Annotated in this window: 18 protein-coding genes and 1 pseudogene; 2 read left to right on the plus strand and 17 right to left on the minus strand. The window is 73.5% G+C overall.

Annotated elements, in window-relative coordinates:
- Position 1 precedes the first annotated feature (1 nt).
- The 10 genes and pseudogenes from PV419_RS33990 to PV419_RS34035 all read right to left on the minus strand — a co-directional run.
- The gene (locus PV419_RS33990) at positions 2–1,141 is read right to left on the minus strand and encodes a DMT family transporter (RefSeq protein WP_319695509.1); all 1,140 of its coding nucleotides are present in this window, start codon (positions 1,139–1,141) and stop codon (positions 2–4) included.
- Positions 1,142–1,237: 96 nt separating this feature from the next.
- Positions 1,238–2,794 carry a bifunctional phosphatase PAP2/diacylglycerol kinase family protein gene (locus PV419_RS33995; RefSeq protein ID WP_319695511.1) on the minus strand — a complete coding sequence of 519 codons (1,557 nt, stop codon included), beginning with the start codon at positions 2,792–2,794 and terminating at the stop codon, positions 1,238–1,240.
- 197 nt (positions 2,795–2,991) lie between these two features.
- Positions 2,992–5,292 (minus strand): terpene synthase family protein, encoded by a 2,301-nt coding sequence (locus PV419_RS34000; RefSeq protein WP_319695512.1) that lies wholly within the window; start codon positions 5,290–5,292, stop codon positions 2,992–2,994.
- 43 nt (positions 5,293–5,335) lie between these two features.
- Complete coding sequence (locus PV419_RS34005; protein ID WP_319695514.1) at positions 5,336–6,748, minus strand: family 2B encapsulin nanocompartment shell protein; 1,413 nt, start codon at positions 6,746–6,748, stop codon at positions 5,336–5,338.
- Positions 6,749–6,921: 173 nt separating this feature from the next.
- Positions 6,922–7,704, minus strand: a complete 783-nt coding sequence (locus PV419_RS34010; protein WP_319695516.1) for an FHA domain-containing protein — start codon at positions 7,702–7,704, stop codon at positions 6,922–6,924.
- 76 nt (positions 7,705–7,780) lie between these two features.
- Positions 7,781–9,640 carry a serine/threonine-protein kinase gene (locus PV419_RS34015; protein WP_319695518.1) on the minus strand — a complete coding sequence of 620 codons (1,860 nt, stop codon included), beginning with the start codon at positions 9,638–9,640 and terminating at the stop codon, positions 7,781–7,783.
- A gap of 287 nt (positions 9,641–9,927) precedes the next feature.
- Positions 9,928–10,854: a right-handed parallel beta-helix repeat-containing protein gene (locus PV419_RS34020; RefSeq protein WP_319695519.1), complete on the minus strand. Its 927-nt coding sequence runs from the start codon at positions 10,852–10,854 to the stop codon at positions 9,928–9,930.
- Between the two features lie 135 nt (positions 10,855–10,989).
- Positions 10,990–11,922 carry a D-alanyl-D-alanine carboxypeptidase family protein gene (locus tag PV419_RS34025; protein WP_319695521.1) on the minus strand — a complete coding sequence of 311 codons (933 nt, stop codon included), beginning with the start codon at positions 11,920–11,922 and terminating at the stop codon, positions 10,990–10,992.
- 76 nt (positions 11,923–11,998) lie between these two features.
- Positions 11,999–12,736 carry an HAD family phosphatase gene (locus tag PV419_RS34030; RefSeq protein WP_319695523.1) on the minus strand — a complete coding sequence of 246 codons (738 nt, stop codon included), beginning with the start codon at positions 12,734–12,736 and terminating at the stop codon, positions 11,999–12,001.
- 26 nt (positions 12,737–12,762) lie between these two features.
- Positions 12,763–12,894, minus strand: a pseudogene (locus PV419_RS34035) (Lrp/AsnC family transcriptional regulator); the annotation flags it as partial.
- Positions 12,895–13,162: 268 nt separating this feature from the next.
- Here PV419_RS34035 and PV419_RS34040 point away from each other — a divergent pair.
- Positions 13,163–14,230, plus strand: a complete 1,068-nt coding sequence (locus PV419_RS34040; RefSeq protein WP_319695524.1) for a lactonase family protein — start codon at positions 13,163–13,165, stop codon at positions 14,228–14,230.
- A gap of 693 nt (positions 14,231–14,923) precedes the next feature.
- On the opposite strand, the gene PV419_RS34045 is transcribed toward PV419_RS34040, so the two are convergent.
- The 6 genes from PV419_RS34045 to PV419_RS34070 form a co-directional block, all read right to left on the minus strand.
- Positions 14,924–15,925, minus strand: coding sequence for a hypothetical protein (locus tag PV419_RS34045; RefSeq protein WP_319695526.1), 1,002 nt, complete (start codon positions 15,923–15,925; stop codon positions 14,924–14,926).
- 140 nt (positions 15,926–16,065) lie between these two features.
- Complete coding sequence (locus tag PV419_RS34050) at positions 16,066–17,163, minus strand: N-acetylglucosamine kinase (RefSeq protein WP_319695528.1); 1,098 nt, start codon at positions 17,161–17,163, stop codon at positions 16,066–16,068.
- A 3-nt stretch (positions 17,164–17,166) separates the two neighbouring features.
- Positions 17,167–17,982 carry a phospholipid scramblase-related protein gene (locus PV419_RS34055; protein WP_319695529.1) on the minus strand — a complete coding sequence of 272 codons (816 nt, stop codon included), beginning with the start codon at positions 17,980–17,982 and terminating at the stop codon, positions 17,167–17,169.
- A gap of 39 nt (positions 17,983–18,021) precedes the next feature.
- A complete protein-coding gene (locus PV419_RS34060) occupies positions 18,022–18,699 on the minus strand; it encodes a uracil-DNA glycosylase (RefSeq protein WP_319695531.1) in 678 nt (225 codons plus the stop codon).
- An 89-nt stretch (positions 18,700–18,788) separates the two neighbouring features.
- A complete protein-coding gene (locus tag PV419_RS34065) occupies positions 18,789–19,874 on the minus strand; it encodes an exo-alpha-sialidase (protein WP_319695532.1) in 1,086 nt (361 codons plus the stop codon).
- A gap of 101 nt (positions 19,875–19,975) precedes the next feature.
- The gene (locus tag PV419_RS34070) at positions 19,976–21,073 is read right to left on the minus strand and encodes an NADH:flavin oxidoreductase/NADH oxidase (protein WP_319695534.1); all 1,098 of its coding nucleotides are present in this window, start codon (positions 21,071–21,073) and stop codon (positions 19,976–19,978) included.
- Positions 21,074–21,198: 125 nt separating this feature from the next.
- Between PV419_RS34070 and PV419_RS34075 the strand changes: the two genes are divergently transcribed.
- Positions 21,199–21,588: an ArsR/SmtB family transcription factor gene (locus tag PV419_RS34075; RefSeq protein ID WP_319695536.1), complete on the plus strand. Its 390-nt coding sequence runs from the start codon at positions 21,199–21,201 to the stop codon at positions 21,586–21,588.
- 15 nt (positions 21,589–21,603) lie between these two features.
- On the opposite strand, the gene PV419_RS34080 is transcribed toward PV419_RS34075, so the two are convergent.
- Positions 21,604–22,950 carry an FAD-dependent oxidoreductase gene (locus PV419_RS34080; protein WP_319695538.1) on the minus strand — a complete coding sequence of 449 codons (1,347 nt, stop codon included), beginning with the start codon at positions 22,948–22,950 and terminating at the stop codon, positions 21,604–21,606.
- Between the last annotated feature and the right edge of the window lie 104 nt (positions 22,951–23,054).

Here is a 23,054-nt window from a genome sequence, read left to right on the forward strand (position 1 = left end):
ACTAGCCGTGGTCCTGCAGGACGGCCTCGCCCCGGGCGGACCGCCGCTGGTCGCGCGAACGGCGGCGGGGGGAGGGGCGGTCGGGCGGCAGGCGGTCGTCGGCGCCGCGCGCCGGGCGGGGGATGCGGGGGAGCCGGCGCGGGCGGGCGGCGCCGGCCCCGGGGCCGCCGCTTTTGTCGCCCGGCTCCCGCGCCTCGTGTCCCTCGTCCGCCGAGTCCCTCCCATCCGTCCCGCCGGTCGCGTCCGTCTCGCGCGGCCGCGGCCCGCCCTCCGCCCCGTCCGGGTCCGCCGTCTGCGCCGACGCCTCCACGCCGTGCACGGTCAGCATGACCAGACCGGTGCCCGCGACCAGCGCCGCCACCAGGGCCAGCAGGGTGCCGGGCGTGCCGTGGCGGAAGTGCTCACCCAGCGCGGCGACACCGATGGCCGTGGCGACCACGGGGTTGACCACGGTCGCCGTCGCCAGCGGGGCGGCCAGCCCCGCGCCCCGGTAGGACGCCTGGGACAGCAGCACCCCGGCCCCGGCCAGCAGCCCGATCATCGCCAGGCTGGGCAGCCCCGAGGCCCACCCGGCGAACTCCGGCTTCAACCACTCCAGCTCCACGGTGACGTTCTTGGTGAACACCGACGAGACACCGAAGGCGGTCCCCGCGGCCACGGCCAGCAGCACGCTGCGCACACCGGGGCGCCGCGACCAGCGCGCGGCCAGGGCCAGCACGGCGATCGCGCTCACCGTGACCACGGCCACCGTGATCCGGTCGTCCTCCGCCAGCGCCTTGGCCCCCGACGAACCACTCAGCGAGAGCAGCCCGGCGAGCCCCGCGGTGGCCAGCACCGCGCCCCGCCACCCGGCCGCGCCCACCGGGCGCCGTACGAACACCGCGGCCATCGGCAGCGCGAAGACGATGGTCAGCGCGCCCAGCGGCTGCACCACGCTCAGCGGCCCGTACGCCAGCGCCAGCACATGGAGGACCGCACCGGTCCCGTTGAGCACCACGGCGATCCACCAGCGGCCGCGGCGCAGCGCTGCGTACGGGCGGGGCGGCGTCGTCGCCGCGACATGCTCCTGGAGGATGGCGCCGGCGGCGTAGCAGACCGCCGAGGCCAGGGCCAGGAGCACGGAAAGAGCCAGGGAGGTCACGTCAGGGCCCCCAGGGCCGGTCGGTCGTCGTCCATACCCATCACGATGACGTGTTTCGCCCGCCACGTCGTCGTCCCTGAGCCCCCATTGCGCGTACTACCGGCGCAGTACGGCCCGTCGGAAGCGCGCCGTCGTGGCCGCCGTACGGGCGCGCTGCGCCAGCTCGTTCTGGGGCTCGGCCGGGCGGTAGACGGTCAGGGCGCCGGGCCGCTTCTCGATCACCAGTGCCTCGGCGGTGGACGGGGCGACCTCGCCGTCGTAGGCGCGGACGTCCACTTCGTGCAGGCCCGACAGGTCCAGCCGGCGCAGCCGCCGGGTCGCCACCACCCGGGACCGCCCCAGTGTGCCGGTGAGGGCCGCGGCCAGCAGCCGGGTGCGGGCCAGCGGCTGGTCCCCGTCGACGGCCCGGACGTCCAGCAGCCCGTCGTCGAGCCGTTCGCGGTACGCCGGGGCGAAACCCTCGGGGGAATAGCGGCAGTTGCCGACGAACAGCACCCACAGCCGCCGCCCGCGGCCGTTCACCTCGATCTCCATGGGCGTGGCGGTGCGCAGTACCCGGGCGAGCGCGACGGCGGCGGCGGGCCACTTGCCGAGCCGGCCCTCCAGGCCCTCGCGGATCCGCACCAGCTCGGGATACATCCCCAGGCTGAAGGTGTTGATGAAGTGGCCGTCCGGTCTGTCGCCCGGGAGCGGGGTCACGCGGACCAGGTCCACGGCGACGGCGTCGCCCTCGGTCACGGCGTGCACCGTGTCCTCGATCGCGGGCACCCCGACGTCCAGGGCGAAGTGGTCGAAGGTGCCGCCGGGGAAGACGGCCAGCGGCAGCCCGCGCGCGGCGGCCAGCGCGGCGGCCGCGTTGACGCTGCCGTCCCCGCCGCAGATCCCCAGCGCCCCGCCCCGCTCGGCGGCGCGCCGGGCGGCCCGGTCCAGCAGTGACCCGAGGTCCTGCTCCGGCTCGTACTCCAGGAACTCGGCGGCGGGCAGCAGCGCGCGCAGCTGCTCGACCGGGGTCAGCGCGGCCCCCGGTACGCCGATGCCGGCCTGGCGGTTGACGACCACCACCAGCCCGTCCCCCTGGGGCAGCGCCGGGGCCGAGACCCGCGGCCGGGCGCGCGCCGGGGTCTGCGGCCGCGGCGGCCACCAGCGGCAGGTGAGCGCGGCGGCGCCGACCCCCAGGGCGAGACCCGCGAGGACGTCGCTGGGGTAGTGCACGCCGACGTACACCCGGGAGAAGGCCACCGCGGCGGCCAGCGGGGCGACGAGGATCCCGTATCCGGAGGACTCCAGGGCGACCCCGGTGGCGAAGGCGGCCGCGGAGGCCGAGTGCCCGGAGGGGAAGGAGCTCGTCCACGGTTGCTTGGACAGCCGGCGGATCAGCGGCACCCCTTCGAGGAGCGGACGGCGGCGGTCCACGGTCCACTTGACCACGGTGTTGGACGCGAGCGAGGCGGCCGCGAGCGCCCCGACGCCCCGCACCGCGGCCCGGCGCGCGGTCCGGCCGCCGACGGCGGCGAGCACCCCGGCCGTGCCGAACCACAGCCGGCCGTGGTTGGCGGCGTGGGTGAGCTTCGGCAGCAGGGGATGGGCGCCGCGCAGCCGGCCGGCCGCGACCCGTGCGAACAGCCGTCGGTCAAGATCGCTGATGAGTCTCATGGCACATGGGTATCCGGATCGGCCGCCCGCACGCCACTTTCGTCCGCGCGGACGGCCGATCCGCCCCTCGGGCCGGTCGCCGCGCGTGGTGCTGACACCTCCTGGCCGCGGGCCGGCCGGATCCGGATGGTGCCGTCGCCCGCGCCCGCCTCGCTGCGCAGCCGACACAGCGGGTGGCCCCGCCTCGGGCGCCGCGCTCAGCAGGAACGCGCCCTGCGTACGGAAGTCGTGGACGACCAGCTCGCGCCAGGCGGCGGGCAGTGCGGGGAGTCCCGGCCGCCGAGCGTCGCGGCGAGGCGGGCGGCCGCGGTGCCCAGACCCGTGGGGCCGTACGAGGTGCGTGGCGGCAGGCTCACGGGGCGGCGCAGCTCGGACTCCGCATAGCGGGGGGTCTGCCGGTGCCAGACGAGGACCCCGGACATATAGTTCTGCAGCTCGCGTGTGTAACCGTCGAGCGTGGCGCGGACCGTGGCGTCGAGGGCCAGGTCCTCGGCCATCGCGGGGAGTTCGGCGGAGACGATGTGCTCGAACTCGCGCATCCGGGAGTTCACCAGGTCGGCGACGATGTGCAGGGCCTCAGGGGTGCCGCAGCCGAAGAAGTTCTGCGCGACCAGCACACAGTTGTGGATCTCGCCCGAGAACTCGACCTCCTTCTGGAAGGAGTGGAGGTCGTTGAGCAGCCCCGCGTAGTCCCCGGCCGCGTGCTCCATGGCCTGGACCGGTCGGGCCCGGCACACCTCGGCCGGCAGCGTCCGGCCGTGGGACAGCCGGGACAGGGCCATGGTCAAGGTCGCCCCGAAGGTCTTGCGGCGCATCTCGACGTAGTCGACCGGGTCGGGGACGCGGTGCTCCATCTCGCCCGCCAGCTCCCAGATCCAGCTGCCGGTCATCTCCTCGACGGTGGCCCGGAAGGCGCGGCGCGCGTCCACCGTCATCGGCCCCGCCGTACGCGACCAGAGGTCGGCCAGGCCCCGCTCCAGCGGGTTCACCGGGGTGGGCACGGCGGGGGAGTCCACCGGCATGAAGGCCGACAGCCGCTCATTGCACACCCGGGCGCCGACCAGGTCGAACGTGCGCCCGAAGACCACGGGGTAGTAGTCGTCCGCGTATGTACCCCAGGTCAGCCAGCGCGTAGTCAGATCCAGCTCCTCGGGGGTGGCGCCCGGGTGGATACCGGCGGCGGCCAGCGCGAAATCGAAGGCCCTCAGCTTGTGCTCGTCCCAGACCCCGAAGCCGGGGAGGCCTGGCGGCACATCCAGCATGCCTGTCCGCCACCCCCACTCCACGATGTTTTTCCGGGACCGGCCCAGATGGGGGCTCAGCCGCGCCGGGTAGGGCATGCGGAGATCCGGAATCGGTACCGGCCCGACCACCCGGCGCGGCGGATGCGCATGGCTCCTGAGCCGGAAGGGCAGGGTGGCCGCCAGCGAGGTGGCGATACGGGCCGCCGAGGTGCCCAGGCCCAGCGGGCCGCTCGGCACCGGGCCGGCGGGGTCACCGGCCCCGCCGCCGTTCATATAGCGGCTGGAGCGCATGTGCCACTCATGCCCGCCCGACTGCCAGTCCTGCAGCCCCTTGGCGTAGGTGAGGACGTCCGCGCAGGACCGCGGGTCCAGGCCAAACTCCACGAACAGCGGCGGCAGCTCGGTGAACACGGTGTGCTCGAACTGCTGCAGCCGCGAGGTGATCAGATCGTTGACGGCCTCGGCGGCCGCCTGGGTGTCACAGCCGAGGAACCGCTCGAAGACGAGCACGCCGTTGGAGAGCTCCCCCTCGTCCTCGACCTCGCGCTGGTAGGAGAAGAGGTCGTTGCGCAGATGCACGGCGTCGGCGAAGGCGTCCCTGAGCACCAGCAGCGGACGGCTCGCCGCGACGGCCTCGGGCACCTCGGCGCCCGCCGCGTACTCCACGAGCCCGGCGGACCAGGGGGCGCCGCCGACCTTGCGGCGCATCTCGATGTACTCCAGAGGGCCCGCGACCCGGCCCTCGCGGATGTTGGACAGCTCCCACATGCTCTCTTCGAGCAGATGGCGGGTGGCCTCGGCGAACCGCCGGCGCCAGCCCTGGGACATGGCCGGTGTCGTACGGGCCCACAGGTCGGCAAGGCCCCGCTCCACCGCGTTCGCCGGTTCCCGGGAGGCCTGGCCGGCGCCGTGAACCGGCATGAAGGCCCGCAGCCGGTCGAGGTAGACCTTGGCGCCGGCCATGTCCTGACTGCGCTTGAAACTCTCCAGGAAGTGGTCGTCGAAGAAGAACACCCAGACGTACCAGTCGGTCACCGTGGCCAGCACCTCGGCCGGCGCGTCCGGATGCGTGTAGGCGCAGAGCAGGGCGTAGTCATGGGAGTCGAAGTCGGTCTCGTCCCAGACGCCCGACCCCTCGATCATCTCCATCTCGCGGGCCCACAGCTTGGAGTGTTCCCGGGCCGCCGCCAGATGAGGATTCAGCCGGGCCGGATACGGCTCGTAGAAGTCCGGCAGTTCGAAGGGCTGGGCCATCCGCGCCTCTCACCTCACCTCTCGTCGTCTTCGGGACGGACGGCTAGTCGCGGCCGTGGGAGATCTCGACGTTCTCCAGGACGCCGAGCGCGTCCGGCACCAGGACGGCCGCGGAGTAGTAGGCCGTGACGAGGTAGGAGATCAGCGCCTTCTCGTCGATGCCCATGAACCGCACGGACAGGCCGGGCTCGTACTCGTCGGGGAGCCCCGTCTGGTGCAGCCCGATGACGCCCTGGTCCTCTTCTCCGGTACGCATGACGATGATGGAGCTGGTGCGCTCCTTGGTGATGGGGATCTTGTTGCAGGGCAGGATGGGCACCCCGCGCCAGGCGGGCACCTTGTTTCCGTTCAGATCGACATGGTCGGGGTAGAGGCCGCGGGAGTTCAGCTCGCGGCCGATGGCGGCGATGGTGCGCGGGTGGGCGAAGAAGAACCTGGAGCCGCGGCGGCGGCTGAGCAGCTCGTCGAGGTCGTCCGGGGTCGGCGGGCCGGAGTGGGTCTGGATCCGCTGGGCGTAGTCGGCGTTGTGCAGCAGGCCGAACTCGCGGTTGTTGATCATCTCGTGCTCCTGGCGCTCGCGCAGGGCCTCGATGGTCAGCCGCAGTTGCTGCTCGGTCTGGTTCATCGGCTTGTTGTAGAGGTCCGCCACCCGGGTGTGCACCCGCAGCACGGTCTGGGCGACGCTGAGCTCGTACTCGCGCGGACGGAGCTCGTAGTCGACGAAGGTGCCGGGCAGGTCGACCTCGCCCGCGTGACCGGAGGTCACCGCGATCTCGGCCTCGCCGCGCTCGTTCTGCCGCTGCCGGGGGAGCGCGGCGAACTCCGCGACATGCGCCTGGAGGGCGGGCGAGCCGTCAAGAATCGAGGTGAACTCCCGCCGCGGCAGCGCGAGCAGAGTGCCGCTGGTGACGGCCTTGGCGGTGTACTCCCAGGTCGAGTCGGCGCTGAGCAGGCTCTGCTCGCCGAACCGGTCGCCGTCGCCGAGCACGCCGAGGCGGGTCGGCTCGCCGTACGCACCGCTGCCGGTCTTGACGACCTTGCCGTGCGCGATCAGATAGATGTGATCGGCGGCGGTGCCCTCCTCCGCCAGCACCTCGCCGGCCTCGAAGTCGCGCTGGACGAAGCGGCCCGCGAGCGCCGTCAGCACGCCCACGTCCTCGAAGCCGCGCAACACCGCCAGCTCACCGAGCTCACGCGGAATGACCTGCACCTGCGAACCGGTCTTCACGAACTCGATGCGGCCGTCCCCGACGGTGTAGGTGAGGCGCCGGTTGACCCGGTACACCCCGCCGTCGGTCTGCACCCAGGGGAGCACCTTGAGCAGCCAGCGGGAGGTGATCCCCTGCATCTGCGGGACGGACTTGGTGGTGGTGGCGAGGTTGCGTGCGGCGGCGGTGCCGAGGCTGAGCTGCTCCTGCGGATCCGGCTGCGCTTCGCTGGCCGCGTCTACCGACATCAGCCGTGTCTCCTTTGCGTGCGGGGGAAAACGGGATTCGGGCGAACACCCAGCACGCTAGGGGAGTTGCACGGCGGGGACGTGAACGGCGGATGCGACTCATCAGATCGAATGATCGTGGGATCGCCGGGGTTTAACGATCAGGAGTCACCGCCCGGCGATGGCCGGGGAGCTCAGCCGTCGAGATCGCCGTCCAGCATTTCGAGATCCGGCGGCACCAGGGTCGTCGACTCGACGAGCCCCCGCAGCAGGTTGTGCAGCAGGTTGTTGTCGCTCGGCCCGGCGCCGTCGTCCTCGCGCAGCACCGCGTACGGGAAGTCCCCGCCGCGCTCGATCCGGCGGCGCACCGCCCCCACCTTGCGCTCGATCCGGCGCTCGCCCCAGACACCCTCGCCGCACACATAGTCCAGCTCCACGGCCGCCTGCCGGTACGACAGGGGCCGGGGGCACTCCTCGTACAGCAGGTACTGCTGGCCGAGCACGACCAGCAGCAGCCGCTCCTCGTCGTCGAGCGGCCACCGCTTGGGCGGCAGGGTGGCTTCGTCGCGCCGCGCCCCGGCGCCCCGCTCGTCGTGGTCCGTCACATACAGCTCGACCAGGTGCTCACGGTAGCCCGAGCCCCTGACGAACAGCGGTGTGTACCCCGTCTCCAGGGGGATCGGGCCCGAGCTCGAGTGCATCATCCGGCCACGGGGCAGCCGGACCAGCTGCTGACCGGTGTTCCGCAGCCACCACTTGCCCTCGCGGTACGTCAGCTCGCCGTGGCGGCGGCTCACCCGCAGATCGCCCTCGGCGACGGACAGATCCACATCGGGCCGACCACCGCGCCCGAACCGGACGACGCGGCCAGGCACCGGCGGGACGCTGATGTCGGCGACGACCGAGCGCGCGTGGAGCGTGCCGGGCCGGGCGGGTTCGGCGCCGCGCGCCAGGGTCTCGGGGCGGTGGCTGTGCATCGCTGGCCTCCTTGAATGTGCCGTGCGGGTCCACTGTGCCCTGCCGGCGGCGGGACCCCTCCCGCTCGGCCCTGGGTCAGATGGCCGGCAGCGCGGCGGTGGCCGACCGGGCGAGGTCGGTCGCCGTCTCGCAGGGCCGGTCCTGGGCCCGTGCACCGCCGACCTCCAGGCGCAGCCGCTCGGTCGGCCCGTCGTCGTGGCTCTGATGGGGGTGGTAGAACACATCGACGGTGCAGGTGCCATCGCCCTCGTACTCCGGCATCACGACGGCGTCGTGTCCGGCGAGCTCGGTGAACCGGCTGTTGTCCGGGGGCGAGAGGATGCCCTGGTCGAACGCCAGCCGCGCCGTCATGCGGTTGGTGGTGCTCTCCCAGTCGCAGGTCCATCGGCCGAAACCGACGTCCGGGTCGCGGGCGTCGATGCCCGGGACGACCTCCAGCGCCCGGGCGTCGAGCAGCCCGCAGGCGTCCTGCTGGGACAACGAGTCGGCCGGGAGCTTCGGCGAGCGGCGGGGGACCTCGCCCCGGTTGAGCACGGTGACCGCGTGCTCGACGGCGGCGTCGGCGATGTCGCACAGCGGCGCCTTGGCGTCGTCGATCAGCTTCGCGGTGAGCCTGATGACGGTGTCGCGCACACCGGACAGCGCGAGCGTACGACCGCACTGCTCGCTCTCGGGGTCGTCCGGCACGACGGTGACCTTCCCCGAAGTTTTCGCTCCCGCCGCCGTGGTGCTCGGCGGATCGTCGGTGTTGAGGTCCACCGACACATCGACGATCTCGTTCTCGTCCGAGCTCAGCACGACGTCGCAGCGGTCGTAATTGCCGTACCGCGGGTCCAATTGGGCGTAGTGTCCGTACCGCTCGAACACGGTGGTCTCCAACAGCGCGCACGGATCGACCGTGCGGGGGTCCCCGAGGCCGAAGCCGCCGGTCCGCGTGGCGGTCGGCGTGGCGGTCGGCTGATTGGTCGGCGCTTCGTCGGCGTGGGCCGAGGAGCCGCCCGCGTCCCCGTCGTTCAGCCCCAGCACCGTCGCCACCACCGCGATCGCCACGACCGTGGCGGCCGCGCCCCCGGTGAGCAGCGGGCGGCGCCGCACCAGGGACGGCCGCCGGTCCGTGCCCACCGCATCGCGCTCACCGGGCTCGTCGGGAGGCGGATACGGCTTGGTCACCTCGTCGAAGGACACCTCAGGGAGCAGCTCCACCGGACCCGCGACCTCCCGCAGCGCCCGCTGCGCCTCCTCCGCGCCGGGCCGCCGTCCGGGCTCGCGCTGGAGCATCGCGGTGAGCACCTCGCGCAGGGGCCCATCCTCCACCAGATCGCCCAGTGCCTCGGTCCGGATCGCCCGCCCGGGGCCGCGCGGCGGCGGCTCGCCCGTGACCAGCGCGTAGACGGTGGCGCCGAGCGAGAACAGGTCCGACGCCCGCTCCGGCGCCCCCCGGAAGGCCTCGGGGGCGGCATAGGCGGGGGTGAGACTGAAGGGGCCGCTCGGCGTGTTCGTCGTGCTGCTGTCGATGCGGTACGCGGCGCCGAAGTCGGCCAGCTTGGCGACCCCGTCCTCGGTGATCACGACATTGTGCGGCTTGACGTCGCAGTGCACGATGCCCTTGGTGTGCAGCGCTGTCAGCGCGTTCGCGATCTGGGCGCCGATGTGGGCCGCGAGCTTCGCGGGCAGCCGGGCCGAACCGTCGAGGCTGCCTCCGGTCACCTGCTCCATCACCAGCCAGAAGGTGGCCTTCGGCCCCCAGCCGGCGCGCTCGGCGCCGTAGAGGGTGACCACGTGGGGATGGCTGAACTTCGCCAGCGCGCGGGCCTCGGCCAGCAGTTCGTCGAACGCGGCCCGGCTGTTGTCCTCGGCCAGGGTCCGCTTCAGTACGACGGGCCGGCCCAGCTCGGTGTCGACAGCGAACCAGACCGCGCCTCTGCCTCCGTTCACGGGCCCTTTCGTGAGCCGGTATTTGCCGACCTTCCCACCCGGGCGCACTAGAGACACTCCCCTCATACAGAACCGGATCGCGCCATGTCCGGGCGCACGCACCGAACTTACTGCGTGAGGAGTGGGGCACACAGTGTTTCGGGCGCACTCACAAAACCCCCGCAAGTGTGGAGGCAAGGTGGGTCGGACGGGCGTTCGGCGAGGTGGCCGGGTCGAGCGCGCGGCGAGGCGGGGGACGCGGCCACCCCTGCGGACCGCGTCCCCCGCCTGCCCCTCCCCCCGGGCTGTTACGGCTCTCCGCCGGGGTGCGGGCCCTCGTACCCCCGCAGGGACGAGGCGTCGATGCCGACCTCGTAGCGGATACCGGAGTGCAGCGTGTTGCCGCCGACATGGGCTCCGGTGGAGTGGATGGCGAGCCCGATGGCGTGGTGGGTGGGCGCGGCGAAGGTGTTTCCGGTGACGGTCGCGTTCTGGACGTCCTCGAACATCAGGGCCTGCGAAGCGCGCAGCGTCTCGCAGAAGTTGTCCTTGATGACGAAGTCCGAGGCGGTGCCCCTTCCGTCGCCCTCGCCGTCGTCGGGTCCTTCCGCCATGAGGCACATGTTGTCCACCTGTTCGCAGCGGTTGCCCTCGATGCGCACCCGGTGGCTGGGCGGGGTGTCGCTGGCGAACGTCTGCATGCAGTCGGCGTGGCGGCCGCCGCTGTTGTCGGTGTCGCGCACCGTGTTGTGCGCGATGGTGAGGTCGTCGCCGAAGAAGCGGATGCCGTCGCCGTCCCCGCCCTTGGGGCGGATCACGGTGTTGTTCCGCAGCGTGATCCGGTCGCCGGTCAGCTCGATCCCCGGCGCCTGGGGACGGTCCGCCCGGAAGCCCTCGACGACCACGTCGTCGGCCTCGACCGTGATCCCGTGCACGGTGTCTCCGCCGCCGGAGTAGACGATCGGGTGCCCTGGTGTCCCGCCCTCAGTGATGACCAGCCGGCGCCGGGAGAGGTCGCCGTCGAAGCAGACCACATCGCCCGGCCGCGCCGCGCGCGCCGCGCCGCCGGGGGTGGCGGCGTGCCGGGTGCAGCGCGGGGCGGCATCCGACTGCGCGGGCGACGCGGCACCGGCCTCGGCACCCCGCGCCCGTGCCCACGGTCCGGTCAGCGTGATCAGGAGCGCGAGCACCGAGATCGCGACAAAGCCGACGACGTGTTTCCAGGTGATCCGCATGCCGGCCACCGTAGACAGGCGGGGCCGGGACCGGTCCCGGCACGGACGCCGGGCGAACGGCGCGGCGCCCCGCCCGGAACCGGTCCGGGCGGGGCGCCGCGGGCTCATGGCGCTACGGGACGGAACCGGAGAGGCTCAGTCCTGCTGCGCGCCCTCGGGGAGCTGGCGCCACTTCACCGTGGTGCTGGTGTCGAACGCCCAGTCGAGCATCTTCTTCGCGTCCGGGTACCGCTTCGGGGCGTTGAGTATCACGCCCACCACCGTGCGTCCGTTGCGCTTCGCGGCGAACACGAGGCACCTGCCGGGCGCGGTGCCGGTGCCCGTCTTGATGCCTATCGCGCCGCTGTAAGAACCCAGCAGCCGGTTGGTGTTGTTCCAGGAGTACGTCCTGGTCCTGCCGTTGGCCGCCGGGGCCTTCTGCACGGTGTCGACGGACTTGACGACCGTGGAGAGGGTGGCGTTGCCGAGCGCGTGGCGGGCGAGCTTGGCCATGTCGCGGGGGGTGGTGTAGTTCTGCCCCCCGTACGAGATGCCGTCGAAGGTGTCGTAGTGGGTCTTCGTCATCCCCAGCGCGGACGCCTTCTTGTTCATCTGCGTGATGAACGACTTGGTGCGCTTGGCCGTGGTGTCACCGGTGCCGAACGTGTCGGCGAGCGCCATGGCCGCGTCGCAGCCGGACGGCAGCATCAGGCCGTACAGCAGCTGCTTGACGGTGAGCTTGTCGCCCTTCTTCAGGTCCGCCTTGCTGCCGCCGACCCGGGCGACGTAGTCGATGTACGACTGCTTGACGGTGACCTTCTTGTTGAGGTTCACCCCCCGGGTGTCGAGCACCACCATCGCGGTCATGAGCTTCGTGGTGCTCGCCATCGGGCGCTTGGTGTCGGCCGCTTTGGACCACAGCTTCTTGTTGGCGCCGTTGTCCAGCAGATACGCGCCCTTGGCGCTGATCCCCGACGGACCGCCGGCGGCCTGAGCGCTCGACGCGGGCAGCGCGACCGACAGCGCCGCCGTGGATGCGATGACGGCCGCTCCCCAGCGACGCACCGCGGTTCCCCCTAATCTCCTCATATGCCCTCCATTTCCTCGGAATTTCGCGGGCGAGCGCATCATGTCATTGGGTGACGGATGGGCAGACGTCGGGGCGTCAGTGCGATTTCGCGGCCGCGGCCCAGTCGTAGGCGGTCCGGGCGTCGAACTCCCGCTGGCCGCCCGGGAAGAGCAGCCCGGCCGAGGCGAACGGGGCGCCGTCCTGCCGCCCGGCGTCGCCCCGCCCGTCGACGCCGTCCGGCAGGTAGGGGACCGCGATGCAGCGCATCCCGGCCCGGCGCGCCGCCTCGACCCCGGGCGCGGAGTCCTCCACCACCACACAGTCGGCCGGGGCGGCGCCCAGCAGGCGTGCGGCCTTCAGGAAGACGTCCGGCTCCGGCTTGCCGCGGCCGACGTCCTCCGCCGACACGCGGACGGTCAGCCGGGAGCCCAGCCCGGTGACCTCCAGCGCGGCCTCGATCGCGGCGCGGGAGGACCCGGACGCCACGGCGAGGGGGTGACCGGCGGTGTGCAGCCGCTCCACGAACGCGCGCATCCTGGGGAAGGCCGTGGCGGAGGTGCGGACCAGGTCCAGGTAGTGGCGGTTCTTGACGGCGAGCAGCTCGTCCAGGGGCGCGTCGATGCCGTATTCGGCGCGCAGGGTCTCCAGGGTCTCGCGGGTGCCGATCCCGATGAAGCGGGAGTGCTGCTCCCAGGTGAAGCCGGTGACCCCGTACCGCTCGAGGGTCAGCCGCCCCGCCTCGTAGTAGTGCGGCTCGCTGTCCACGAGCGTGCCGTCCAGGTCGAAGAGGACCGCGGGGGTGCGGGAGGCGCGAGGCGTGGTGCGGGACATCATGGGCACCAGCATGCCAAGCGGGGCGATCAGGCCTTCCGGCGGGCCGCCGCCCGGTCCCGCCCCGCCGCGGCCGCCGCCTCTTCCTCGACCAGCGGCAGAACCCGGTGGGCCACCCCCTCGCGCAGCGCCATCTCGGTGCGGGTGCGGACCACGCCCGGCTGACCGCCGCCTGCCTGCGGGTCGAGGCCGCGGTGGGAGGCCTGGTCAACCCTGCGGCCTGCCCCGCCGCCGAGCCCGCCGCCCCGGGCGCCGAACCACACCACCACCCTGGCGCGGAGCGCGCCCTCGCCCATCTGCACGGCCTGGAGGCGCCGCTCGCGGGGGCGTGACGCGCGAAAGGGTGCAGATGCGGGAGTTGGCCGAGTTGGTCTAGACCGCTGCGTTACCGTCGGCCTCGATCGGTGAAGTCGGCGGAAAGGCAGTGCGGTGAGCACCACAGGCAGTGGACAGCGGGCGTACATCGGGTCGTTCACCTCGGCGGGCGGCGACGGTGTCACAGTCGCGTCCGTGGACGCGGAGACGGGCGCGCTGAGCGTCCTGCACACCACGGACGCCGTGCCCAACCCCTCCTACCTCGCGCTCGCGCCCGGCGGTGAGGTCCTCTACGCGGTGAGCGAGACGGACGACGGCGCGGCCGCCGCCCTCCGCGTGGCCGACCCCACCCGGCCGCCCGCCCCGCTGGGCGCCCCTGTGCCGGTGCGCGGCGCCGTCCCGACACACCTCGCTCTTGCCGCCGGGCATCTCCTCACCGCCAACTACGGCTCCGGAAGCGTCACCGCGCTCCCGGTCCAGGACGACGGAGCGCTCGCCGAACCGTCGGCGGTGCTGCGCCACGAGGGCAGCGGCCCCGACGCCGCCCGCCAGGAGGGCCCCCACGCGCACGCCGTCGTGCCGGACCCGTCGGGGCGCTGGGTACTCGCGGTCGACCTGGGTACGGACTCGGTGTGGGTGTACGCGGCGGGGATGGGCAGGGGAGCTGGAGGGGATGCGACCCTGCGCCTCCACCGCGAGGTCCGGCTGCGCCCCGGCAGCGGCCCGCGCCACCTCGCCTTCCACCCGCGCGGCGAGCGCGCCTACGTCGTCAACGAACTCGACTCGACGGTCACGGTGTGCCGCTGGGACCCGGCGTCCGGCACCCTCGACGCCCTCGGCGAGGTACGTGTCCTGCCGAGCGGCACGGACGTCCCCAACTTCCCCTCGGAAATCGTCGTCTCGGCGGACGGCCGCTTCGTGTGGGTCGCCAACCGCGGCCACGACAGCGTCGCGACCCTCACCCTCGACGCGCCAGGCGACACGATGACACTGGCCACCACCACCCCCTGCGGCGGCCACTGGCCCCGCGACCTGACCCTCGCCCCCTCGGGCCGCCACCTCTACGCCGCGAACGAGCGCTCCGGCGACGTGACCTGGTTCCGCATCGACCCGTCGTCGGGCGTACCGGCCCGTGTGGGCTCGCTCGACGCCCCTGCGGCCTCGTGCGTGATCTTCGCCTGAGCAGGTGGCCGACCGCCACGCTGCGTACGGGACGCCGTGCCGCGCTGCCTGCCTTCGGGGCGGATCATCACGGGCGGGAAGCCCGGGCCGGGCGCGTGCGCCCGGCCCGGCTCCGCCGCGCGCCGAGGCTCGCGGGCAGTCGCGCGGCCTGCGACGCAGCCGCTGCCCGTGCGGCGCGCGCCGACGGTCGGGGCCAGAAGCTCGGGCGGGGCTCCCGCACGGGCGCGCTCCCGGCCCGGAGCCCGGGCGCAGGCAGACCGGCCCGGGCCGCACGCGATGCGAGGCCTGCCCAAGGCGGCGGGTCGTACCGCCCCGGGCCGCGCGAGGCGAGGCTTGGCGACGGCCGGGCTGTGCGGGTGCGACGTCTGTGGACCGGTGTGGGCTGTACGGGGGTGGCGCGGTCGGGGCCGGGCGCAGGCCGACGGGCGCGGGCTGTACAAGGGCGGGCAGTTGGGGGTGCCTGAGCGCAGGCTGAGGGGCCGGGTCGTACAGGGGCGGCGTGGTCCGGCGCCCGGCGTAAGCCGACGGGCCCCTGCCGTGCGGGGGCGAGGTGGGCCGGGAAGGCCCGGCCGTACGGGGGCGGTCCGGGCGACGGGGTCGGGCCGTACCGGGGCAGTGCCCCGGGTTGTGCGGGGGCGGGCGGCGGTCCGGTGGGGCGGGGGCCGCCTCGCCTCCTTACGGCTCAGCGCGGCGTCAGCGCACGGCCGGGTTCGGCTGGAGCTTGATGCCCAGCACCGTCGCGTACTTCGCCAGCACCAGCTTGCCCACGGCCGGGTACGCGCCGAGCGGCTCCGCCGCGGCGCACTCCGCCTCCTCGGCGGCGGCCGCCGGGAGGTCGGCGGCGACCTCCGGGCCGATGAGGTAGGGCGCGAGGGCGAGCCGGGAGGAGCCCGCCGAGCGCAGTTGCTCGGCGACGCGGACGACGGCTCCGTCCTCGTCCAGCGCGGCGGCCATCACCGGCACGGCCAGGCGCGCGGAGAGCAGCATGCCGGTGATGCCGCCGGCCTGGGCCGCCTCGGCGCCGCCGACCGTGGCCAGGATGATCCCGTCCGCGGCGGTCGCGACTGTGAAGAGGCGGGCGCGGTCGGCGCGGGCGAGGTCCGCCTCCGACAGCCGGACGTGCAGGGCCTCGGCGAGGAGCGGGTGGGGGCCGAGGACGTCGGTGAGTTCGGCGGCGGAACCGCTGTGCTTGACGGCCTGGCGTATCCGGCGCAGCAGCGCGTTGTCCGGCCCGGCGAGCAGCGGCACGACGACGGCGGAGACGGTCTCGTCCGTGACGGGCGGCTCGGTGGCCGCCGCCACGGCGCCGCCCTCCTCGCCGAGCGCCTCCGCTTCGGCCTTGGCCGCCGCCGCGGCCGCGGCGGCGGCCTGGCGGGCGCGCTCGCCGCGCTCCTGGGCGGCGCGGGTGAGCACGGCCTCAAGAGCGGGGAAACCCTCGTTGGCGCCTTCCCCGTTGCCGTCCCCGTCCACGTAACCGATCTGGGCGTCGAGACCGGGCAGCTCGGAGCGGGCGATGCTCAAGACCTCCTCGGCCAGGCTCCGGGTGGCGTCGTCAGGGGAGCCCGGGACGGCCAGTACCAGGGGAGGGGCGCCGACAGGGGCGGCCACGGGCTCCGGTCGGCGGTGCCGTCCGGGCTGGCGGGGACGCGGCATTCGTACAGGCAGGCCGGACGCGGGCCCAGTGGGGGAGCTCATGGCGCCGCATGTTAGTCGCTTGTTGTGATCGGCTGTTCGGGAGGGTGCGACGCGGGGTCATCTGTCCCCATTTGCCGAGTCGTGTTGTTCGACACTGTTTGCTTTGCCGCTGTTTGCCGTGACGCCGGGCGATGGCGGGCTCAACGCTCCGGCGCGACCGGGCCGACGTCCATGACGCGCAGCAGCGCCGCGTCCAGCGACAGGCGCAGCGAGTCCGTGGCGAGCGCGGCGGCGATGCGTACCGCGCCGGTCAGCGGATCCCCGGCCGCCTCGGTCACACGGGCGTGCGGCAGCCGCTCGGCCAACTGGGCGCGCAGCGGTACGAGCAGAGGGGCGCCCATACGGAAGAGGCCGCCGGTGAGTGCCACCACGCGTCCCTCGACATCCGGGCAGACCGCCTCCGCGGCCTGCGCGATGTGCCGTGCGGCGTCCCGCAGGATCGCGGTCGCGACCGGGTCCCGCTCAGCGCACCGCCCGACCTCGGGCGCGAACGAGGCCAGCACGGCGGGCCGGTCGGGGCGCGGATACAGCTTCCCCGGCAGCTCGCCCGCCTGGCCGAGGACCGCCTCCAGGCGGGCCAGCAGCGGCCGTGAGCCGCCCTCGCGCCCGTCGTACGCGCGCATCGCCGCTTCGAGGCCGGCCCTGCCGATCCAGGCCCCGCCGCCGCAGTCGCCGAGGAGATGGCCCCAGCCGTCGGCACGCCGCCAGCCGCCGCCCGCGCCGGCCGCACCGTCCGGCAGGGCGCCCAGGGCGATCAGGCCCGTACCGGCCGCGACCACCGCGCCGGGCCGTTGGCCGAGAGCCCCGGCGTAGGCGGTCACCCCGTCGGCAGCCAGGGCCAGCCGCCGGGCGCCGAACGAACTCGCCAGCGCGTCCGGCAGCTTGGCCCGCAGGTCGTCGCCGAGCGAGGCCATGCCCGCGGCGCCGACGCACACCGCCGCCACACGGTCCGCCCCCGCCTCGCGCAGCAGTGCGCGGGCGGCAGGCAGCACCCGGGCGAGCAGGCTGTCCGCGTCGATGCCCCGGTCGCCGACCACGGCGGGCGTGGGCACGGACGAAGACCACGACAGGGCGTTCGCCCGGCCGTTGGCCGGACCGTCACTCCCATGGCCGTCCCGCTGCTCGCCGCCGTCGCCGTCACCCTCGGACAGGGCGTCGGCACGGGCGAGCGCGACTCGGACGCCGGAGCCGCCCGAGTCGATGCCGAGTACGAATCGCCGCTCCGCACGGTCGACCACCGTTCAGCCGAACCCGCGCGCGTCCTGCTTGAGCGCCGTGTCCACGGTCAGTGCGGTGGCCACGACGAGGCTCAGCAGTGGGTCGGGCAGCTGGCGGTGGATCTGCAGGACGTAGTTGTCCGCGGTGGTGAACATCGTCTTCGCCAGACCTTCCCAGGTCTTGGTGATCCGGGCGATCTCGGTCTCGGTGTGGTCGACGATGGCGAAGTTCCAGGCCCGCCAGTTCTCCGCCTTGATGGCTCCGATCTGCTGGCCGTTGACCTGAATGGCGAAGTTGATCTTGCCGATGGCGTTCTGCTGCACGATCTCGCCGACCGGCTGGCCGTCCGGGCGCGTCACCAGCACCTTGGACTTGATGAACTTCGCCGGGCGGGTGAGCACCAGATGCGGCTGCCCCTGGGCATCGCGGATCTCGAGCTTGTGGGTCATGAACTGGTCGAGGCTCGAGACGAACCGAGCCACCTTCTTGAGGGTGCTCTGCCCGACCTGGACCACCGACCCGATGGTGCGCCCGTGCTGGTCGAAGACGCTGTACTCGTTGGTGAGCTCGATCAGCTTGGCCTTCTGGTTCACCACCAGCACCGGCTCGCTGAAGAGTGTGCCGCCGCCGGCGTAGACCGGGGCGACGCCCGCCTTCTGCTGCACCTGATGCTGGATCCTGGCCGGGTCGGCGACCGGCGCCTGCTGCTGCGGGACCTGCCCCGGCTGGCCCGGGTGGGTGTGCTCGGTCCACTGCGCGCCGTCCCACCAGCGCAGCAGGTTGGGCGTGCCCTGCGGGTCGGCGTACCAGCCCGCAGGGGTGTTCGGATGTGTCGTCATGGCGGGCAGACTACCTGCCGCTCACCAGGAAGGAAGCCGTCAGGGAAGGCGCCAGTCCACCGGCTGGGCCCCTTGCTGTACGAGAAGGTCATTGGCTCGGCTGAACGGACGCGAGCCGAAGAAGCCGCGGTCGGCGGACATGGGGGAGGGATGCGCGGATTCGACGGCGGGCAGGCTGCCGAGCAGCGGGCGTACGTTCCGGGCGTCGCGGCCCCACAGGATGGACACCAGGGGACGGCCGCGCGCGGCCAGCGCCCGGATGGCCTGCTCGGTGACCTCCTCCCAGCCCTTGCCGCGGTGCGCGGCGGGCCGGCGCGGCGCGGTGGTCAGCGCCTTGTTGAGCAGCAGCACCCCCTGCGCGGCCCACGGGGTCAGATCGCCGTTGGAGGGGCGCGGCAGGCCGAGGTCGGTGTGCAGCTCGCGGTAGATGTTCTCCAGGCTGCCGGGCAGCGGGCGCACTTCCGGGGCCACCGAGAAGCTCAGCCCCACGGCATGGCCGGGCGTCGGATAGGGGTCCTGACCGACGATCAGGACGCGCACCTCGTCGAAGGGCTGCTGGAAGGCGCGCAGCACATTCTGTCCGGCCGGCAGATAGGTGCGCCCCGCCGCTATCTCGGCCCGCAGGAAGTCACCCATCGCGGCGATGCGTCCTTCGACCGGCTCAAGTGCCTTGGCCCAGCCTGCTTCTACGATTTCGTTCAAGGGTCGTGCAGCCACGTCGGGCACTTTAGTGGTTCGGCGCGTGGCCGTGCGCCATCTCACCCGGGCACGAGCCTCACCCCACCTCACCCGGGCACAGCCTCACCTCACCCCACCACCGCCGCCCGCACGCACAGCACGTCCGGAAGGTGCTCGGCGACCAGTCGCCAGCTGTCGCCCTCGTCCGCGCTCGCGTACACCTCGCCGTTGCGGTTGCCGAAGTAGACGCCCGCCGGGTCGGCGTCGTCCGTGCGCAGCGCGTCCCGCAGCACCACCCCGTAGTGGTCCGCCTCCGGCAGCCCGGCGGACAGCTCGGACCACGACGCCCCCGCGTCCTCGGTGCGGAAGACCCGGCAGCGGTAGCCGGGCGGATAGCGGTCCGAGCCGTCGCTGACCGGGAACACGTAGGCCACGCCGCCGCGCCGGGGGTGGGCGGCGACCGCGAATCCGAAGTCGGCCGGCAGCTCCTTGCCGATCTCCGACCAGGTCGCCCCGGCGTCGTCGCTGCGGTACACCCCGCCGTGGTTCTGCAGATACAGCCGGTCGGGGTCCACCGCGTCCGGCGCGATCTTGTGCACGCACTGGCCGAACTCCGGGTACTGGTCGGGCAGGAACTCCGCCTTCAGCCCGGTGTTGGACGGGGCCCAGCTCGCCCCGCCGTCCGCGGACCGGTACACCCCGCCCGAGGACACGGCCGCCAGCACCACGTCGGCGTCGCGGGGGTCGGTGACGACCGTGTGGACCGCCTGCCCGCCGAAGCCCGCGCCCCACTCCGGCCGCTGCGGGTGCTCCCACAGGCTCGGTACGAACGCGAAGGTCTCCCCGCCGTCGTCGGACCGGAAGAGGGCGCCCGGCTGGGTACCCGCGTACACCACGTCGGGCGCGGCGGGCCCGGCCGGGTGCAGCTGCCACACCCGCTCCAGCGAGGTGTCGGTCCTCTCAGGGAACCGCACCGCGGGCGCGGGTGGCTCGTGCCAGGTGCGCCCGAGGTCATCGGAGCGGAAGACCGACGGACCCCAGTGCGAACTGTCCGCCCCGGCCAGCAGCCGGGGCACGGCACGGCGGGTGTCGATGCCGACGGAGTACACCGCCTGCATCGGGAAGTGGGGCCCGGCCAGGTCCCAGCCCCCGCCCCGGCGGCGTCCGAGGAACAGCCCCTTGCGGGTGCCGATGGCGAGCAGTACGTCATCCATGGCGCATCACTCCTTGCGATGTGTCCGGCGTCATAGAGCCAGCATCACCCGAGTCTGCACCCCGCCACTGACAACGGCCCGCTCCATCACGTCACCGCAGCTCAGACGGCCCAGCCGTACTGCGGCGGGACCGTGGCGGCGGCGCCAAGATCGCGCGCCGCGCGCCGCGCCCAGTACGGGGTGCGCAGCAGCTCACGGCCGAGCAGCACGGCGTCCGCCTCGCCGTTGGCGACGATCTTCTCGGCCTGCTCCGGCTCGGTGATCAGGCCGACCGCGGCGACCGGCAGCCCGGTCTCCGCCCTGACTCGCGCGGCGAACGGCACCTGGTAGCCCGGGCCGGTCGGGATCCGCACCCGCGGCGCGTTGCCGCCGCTGGAGACGTCCAGCAGGTCCACTCCGTGTGCGGCGAGGTCCCGCGCGAACCGCGCGGTGTCATCGGCGGTCCAGCCCTGGCGCTGGTCGGAGCCGTCCTCGGTCAGCCAGTCGGTCGCCGAGATCCGGAAGAACAGCGGCAGCTCGTCCGGCCACACCGCGCGCACGGCGTCCACGACCTCGAGCGCGAAGCGCGTCCGGTTCTCGAAGGACCCGCCGTACTCGTCGGTGCGGCGGTTGCTGTGCGGCGAGAGGAACTCGCCGATCAGATAGCCGTGCGCGCCGTGGACCTCGGCGACCTCGAACCCGGCGGCCAGCGCCCGCCGCGCCGCCTCCGCGAACTGGCCCACGATCTCCCGTATCTGCTCGGCCGTCAGCTCCTCCGGCACGGGATGGCCCTCGTCGAACGGCACCGGGCTGGGCCCGACCGGCTGCCAGCCGCCGCGGCCCTCGCCCACGGGCGCGCCGCCCAGCCACGGCCGGTCGGTCGAGGCCTTGCGCCCGGCGTGGGCCAGCTGGATGCCCGGCGTGGTGCCGCGCTCCTTGAGGAAGGCGGTGATCCGGCGGAAGGCCTCGGTCTGGGTGTCGTTCCACAGGCCCAGGTCGGCGGGGCTGATCCGGCCCTCGGGGCTGACGGCGGTGGCCTCGACCAGGATCAGGCCGGTGCCGCCGACGGCCCGCGAGGTGTAGTGCGAGAAGTGCCAGTCGCCCGCCACGCCCGCGGCCGGGCCGGTGGCCTCGGCGGAGTACTGGCACATGGGGGCCATCCAGATCCGGTTGGGAATGGTCAGCGATCGCAGGGTGTAGGGGTCGAACAGCGCGCTCACGGCAGGCTCCATCTCACGTCGTCGCCAGTGGACTGCTCGTACGATAACCTTCGTACTACGGTAAACGTCAAACTACGAGGAGCCTCGTACAATGGGATTTCGTCACGAGGCACCGAGGAGCAGCCGTGCAGCCGCAGACCCCCGCCCGGCCACCGTCGACCGGCCGCCCGCTGGAGCACCCCGCGCGCGCCGCCATTCGCCTCGAGGACGTGCTGCACGCGCTGTCCGACCCCATGCGACTGCGGGTGGTGCGGACCTTGGCGCAGGAGTCCGGGGAGCTGTCCTGTTCGGTCTTCGACCTGCCGGTGAGCAAGTCGACCACCACCCACCACTTCCGGGTGCTGCGGGAGTGCGGTGTGATCAGCCAGATCTACCGGGGCACCGCCAAGATGAACGCGCTGCGCCGCGAGGACCTGGACGCGCTGTTCCCCGGGCTCCTCGACAGCGTCCTGCTCGCCGCGGCCCGCCAGGACCTGCGCTCAGGCGGCGACAGGGGCTCGCTGGGGAGCGGGTAGCGCGACGGCCGGGGCTCAGCCCTGAGCGTCGCGGGCCGCGGTCAGCAGCCCGGGCCAGTCCGGGATCTTCACCCGCTGCCGGCCCAGCGTCCGCCCGAGCGCCGACTCCGCCGCCTCGATCCGCAGCCAGCCGGGCCACTCCACCGGCTCCAGGCCCATCGCGCGCAGCGCCGCCGGCGGGTCCTCGGCCACCGGGCGCGAGGCGAGGGCCGCCGCGTCGGACAGGAGGGAGCCGATGGTCTCCTTGGCGCACGACCGGTTCGTCCCGATGACCCCGGTCGGCCCCCGCTTGATCCACCCCGCGACGTACTCGCCGGGCGAAGGCGCGCCGCCGCGCACCACCCGCCCCTGCTCGTGCGGGACCGTCCCGCTGTCCGCGGCGAACGGCAGCCCGGGCAGCGGGACGCCCCGGTAGCCGACCGACCGCAGGACCAGCTGCGCCGGCACGTCCTCGAAGTCGCCGGTCCCGGCGACCCCGCCCATCCCGTCCGGTGCGGTCCGCTCGAACCGCACCGCCCGTACGGCACCCTCGCCGAGCAGCGCCGCCGGGCTCAGGAAGAAGCGCAGATGGATCCGGCGCGGCCGGCCGACGGGCTCGCGGCGCACCCAGTCCCGCAGCACCTCCACATTGCGCCGGCTGGGCCCCGGCAGCCGCGACGGGTCCGCGAACGCCGGGTCCATCGCCAGCTCCGCGGGCCGCACCAGTACATCGGCGCCGGTGAGCGCGCCGAGTTCGCGCAGCTCCTTGGTGGTGAACTTGGCCTGTGACGGACCGCGCCTGCCGACCATGTGCACCTCGGTCACCTGGCTGTCGGCGAGCGCCCCGAGGGCGGCGTGTGGTACGTCGGTGGTGCGCAACTCCTCCGCCCCGCGGGCGAGCACCCGCGCCACGTCGACCGCGACATTGCCCACCCCGATGACCACGGCGGAGCGCGCGCCCAGCGCGAAGGCGTCGATCGCCGAGTCGGGGTGGGCGCTGTACCAGGAGACGAACTCGGTGGCCGAGAAGCTGCCCGGCAGCTCCTCCCCGGGGATGCCGAGCCGGCGGTCGGTCGCCGCCCCGACGCAGTACACGACCGCGTGGTACAGCGCGAGCAGCCGCTCGGGCACCAGCGGCGCCGGGCCCACCGGCACATTGCCCAGGAAGCTGACCCGGGGGTGCTCCAGGACCGTGCGGAGGGTGTTCTGCAGCGACTTGATCTTCTCGTGATCCGGGGCGACCCCGTAGCGCACCAGCCCGTACGGGCACGGCAGCCGGTCGAGCACATCCACGGCCACATCGGGCACGGCCTGCTGCTGGACGAGCGCCTGGGCGGCGTAGACCCCGCTCGGCCCGGATCCGACGACTGCTACGCGAAGCACGGCGGAGCTCCTTCCGCAGGATGTCTCCAGCATCGCACCCGATGGGGGCTTTGGACCGGTATTACGCGCCGCATGCCAGGCTCCCGGGTGACAGCCTGGGCCGG

Origin of the sequence: Streptomyces sp. ME19-01-6 (assembly GCF_033793745.1) — a bacterium.
Lineage (GTDB): Bacteria > Actinomycetota > Actinomycetes > Streptomycetales > Streptomycetaceae > Streptomyces.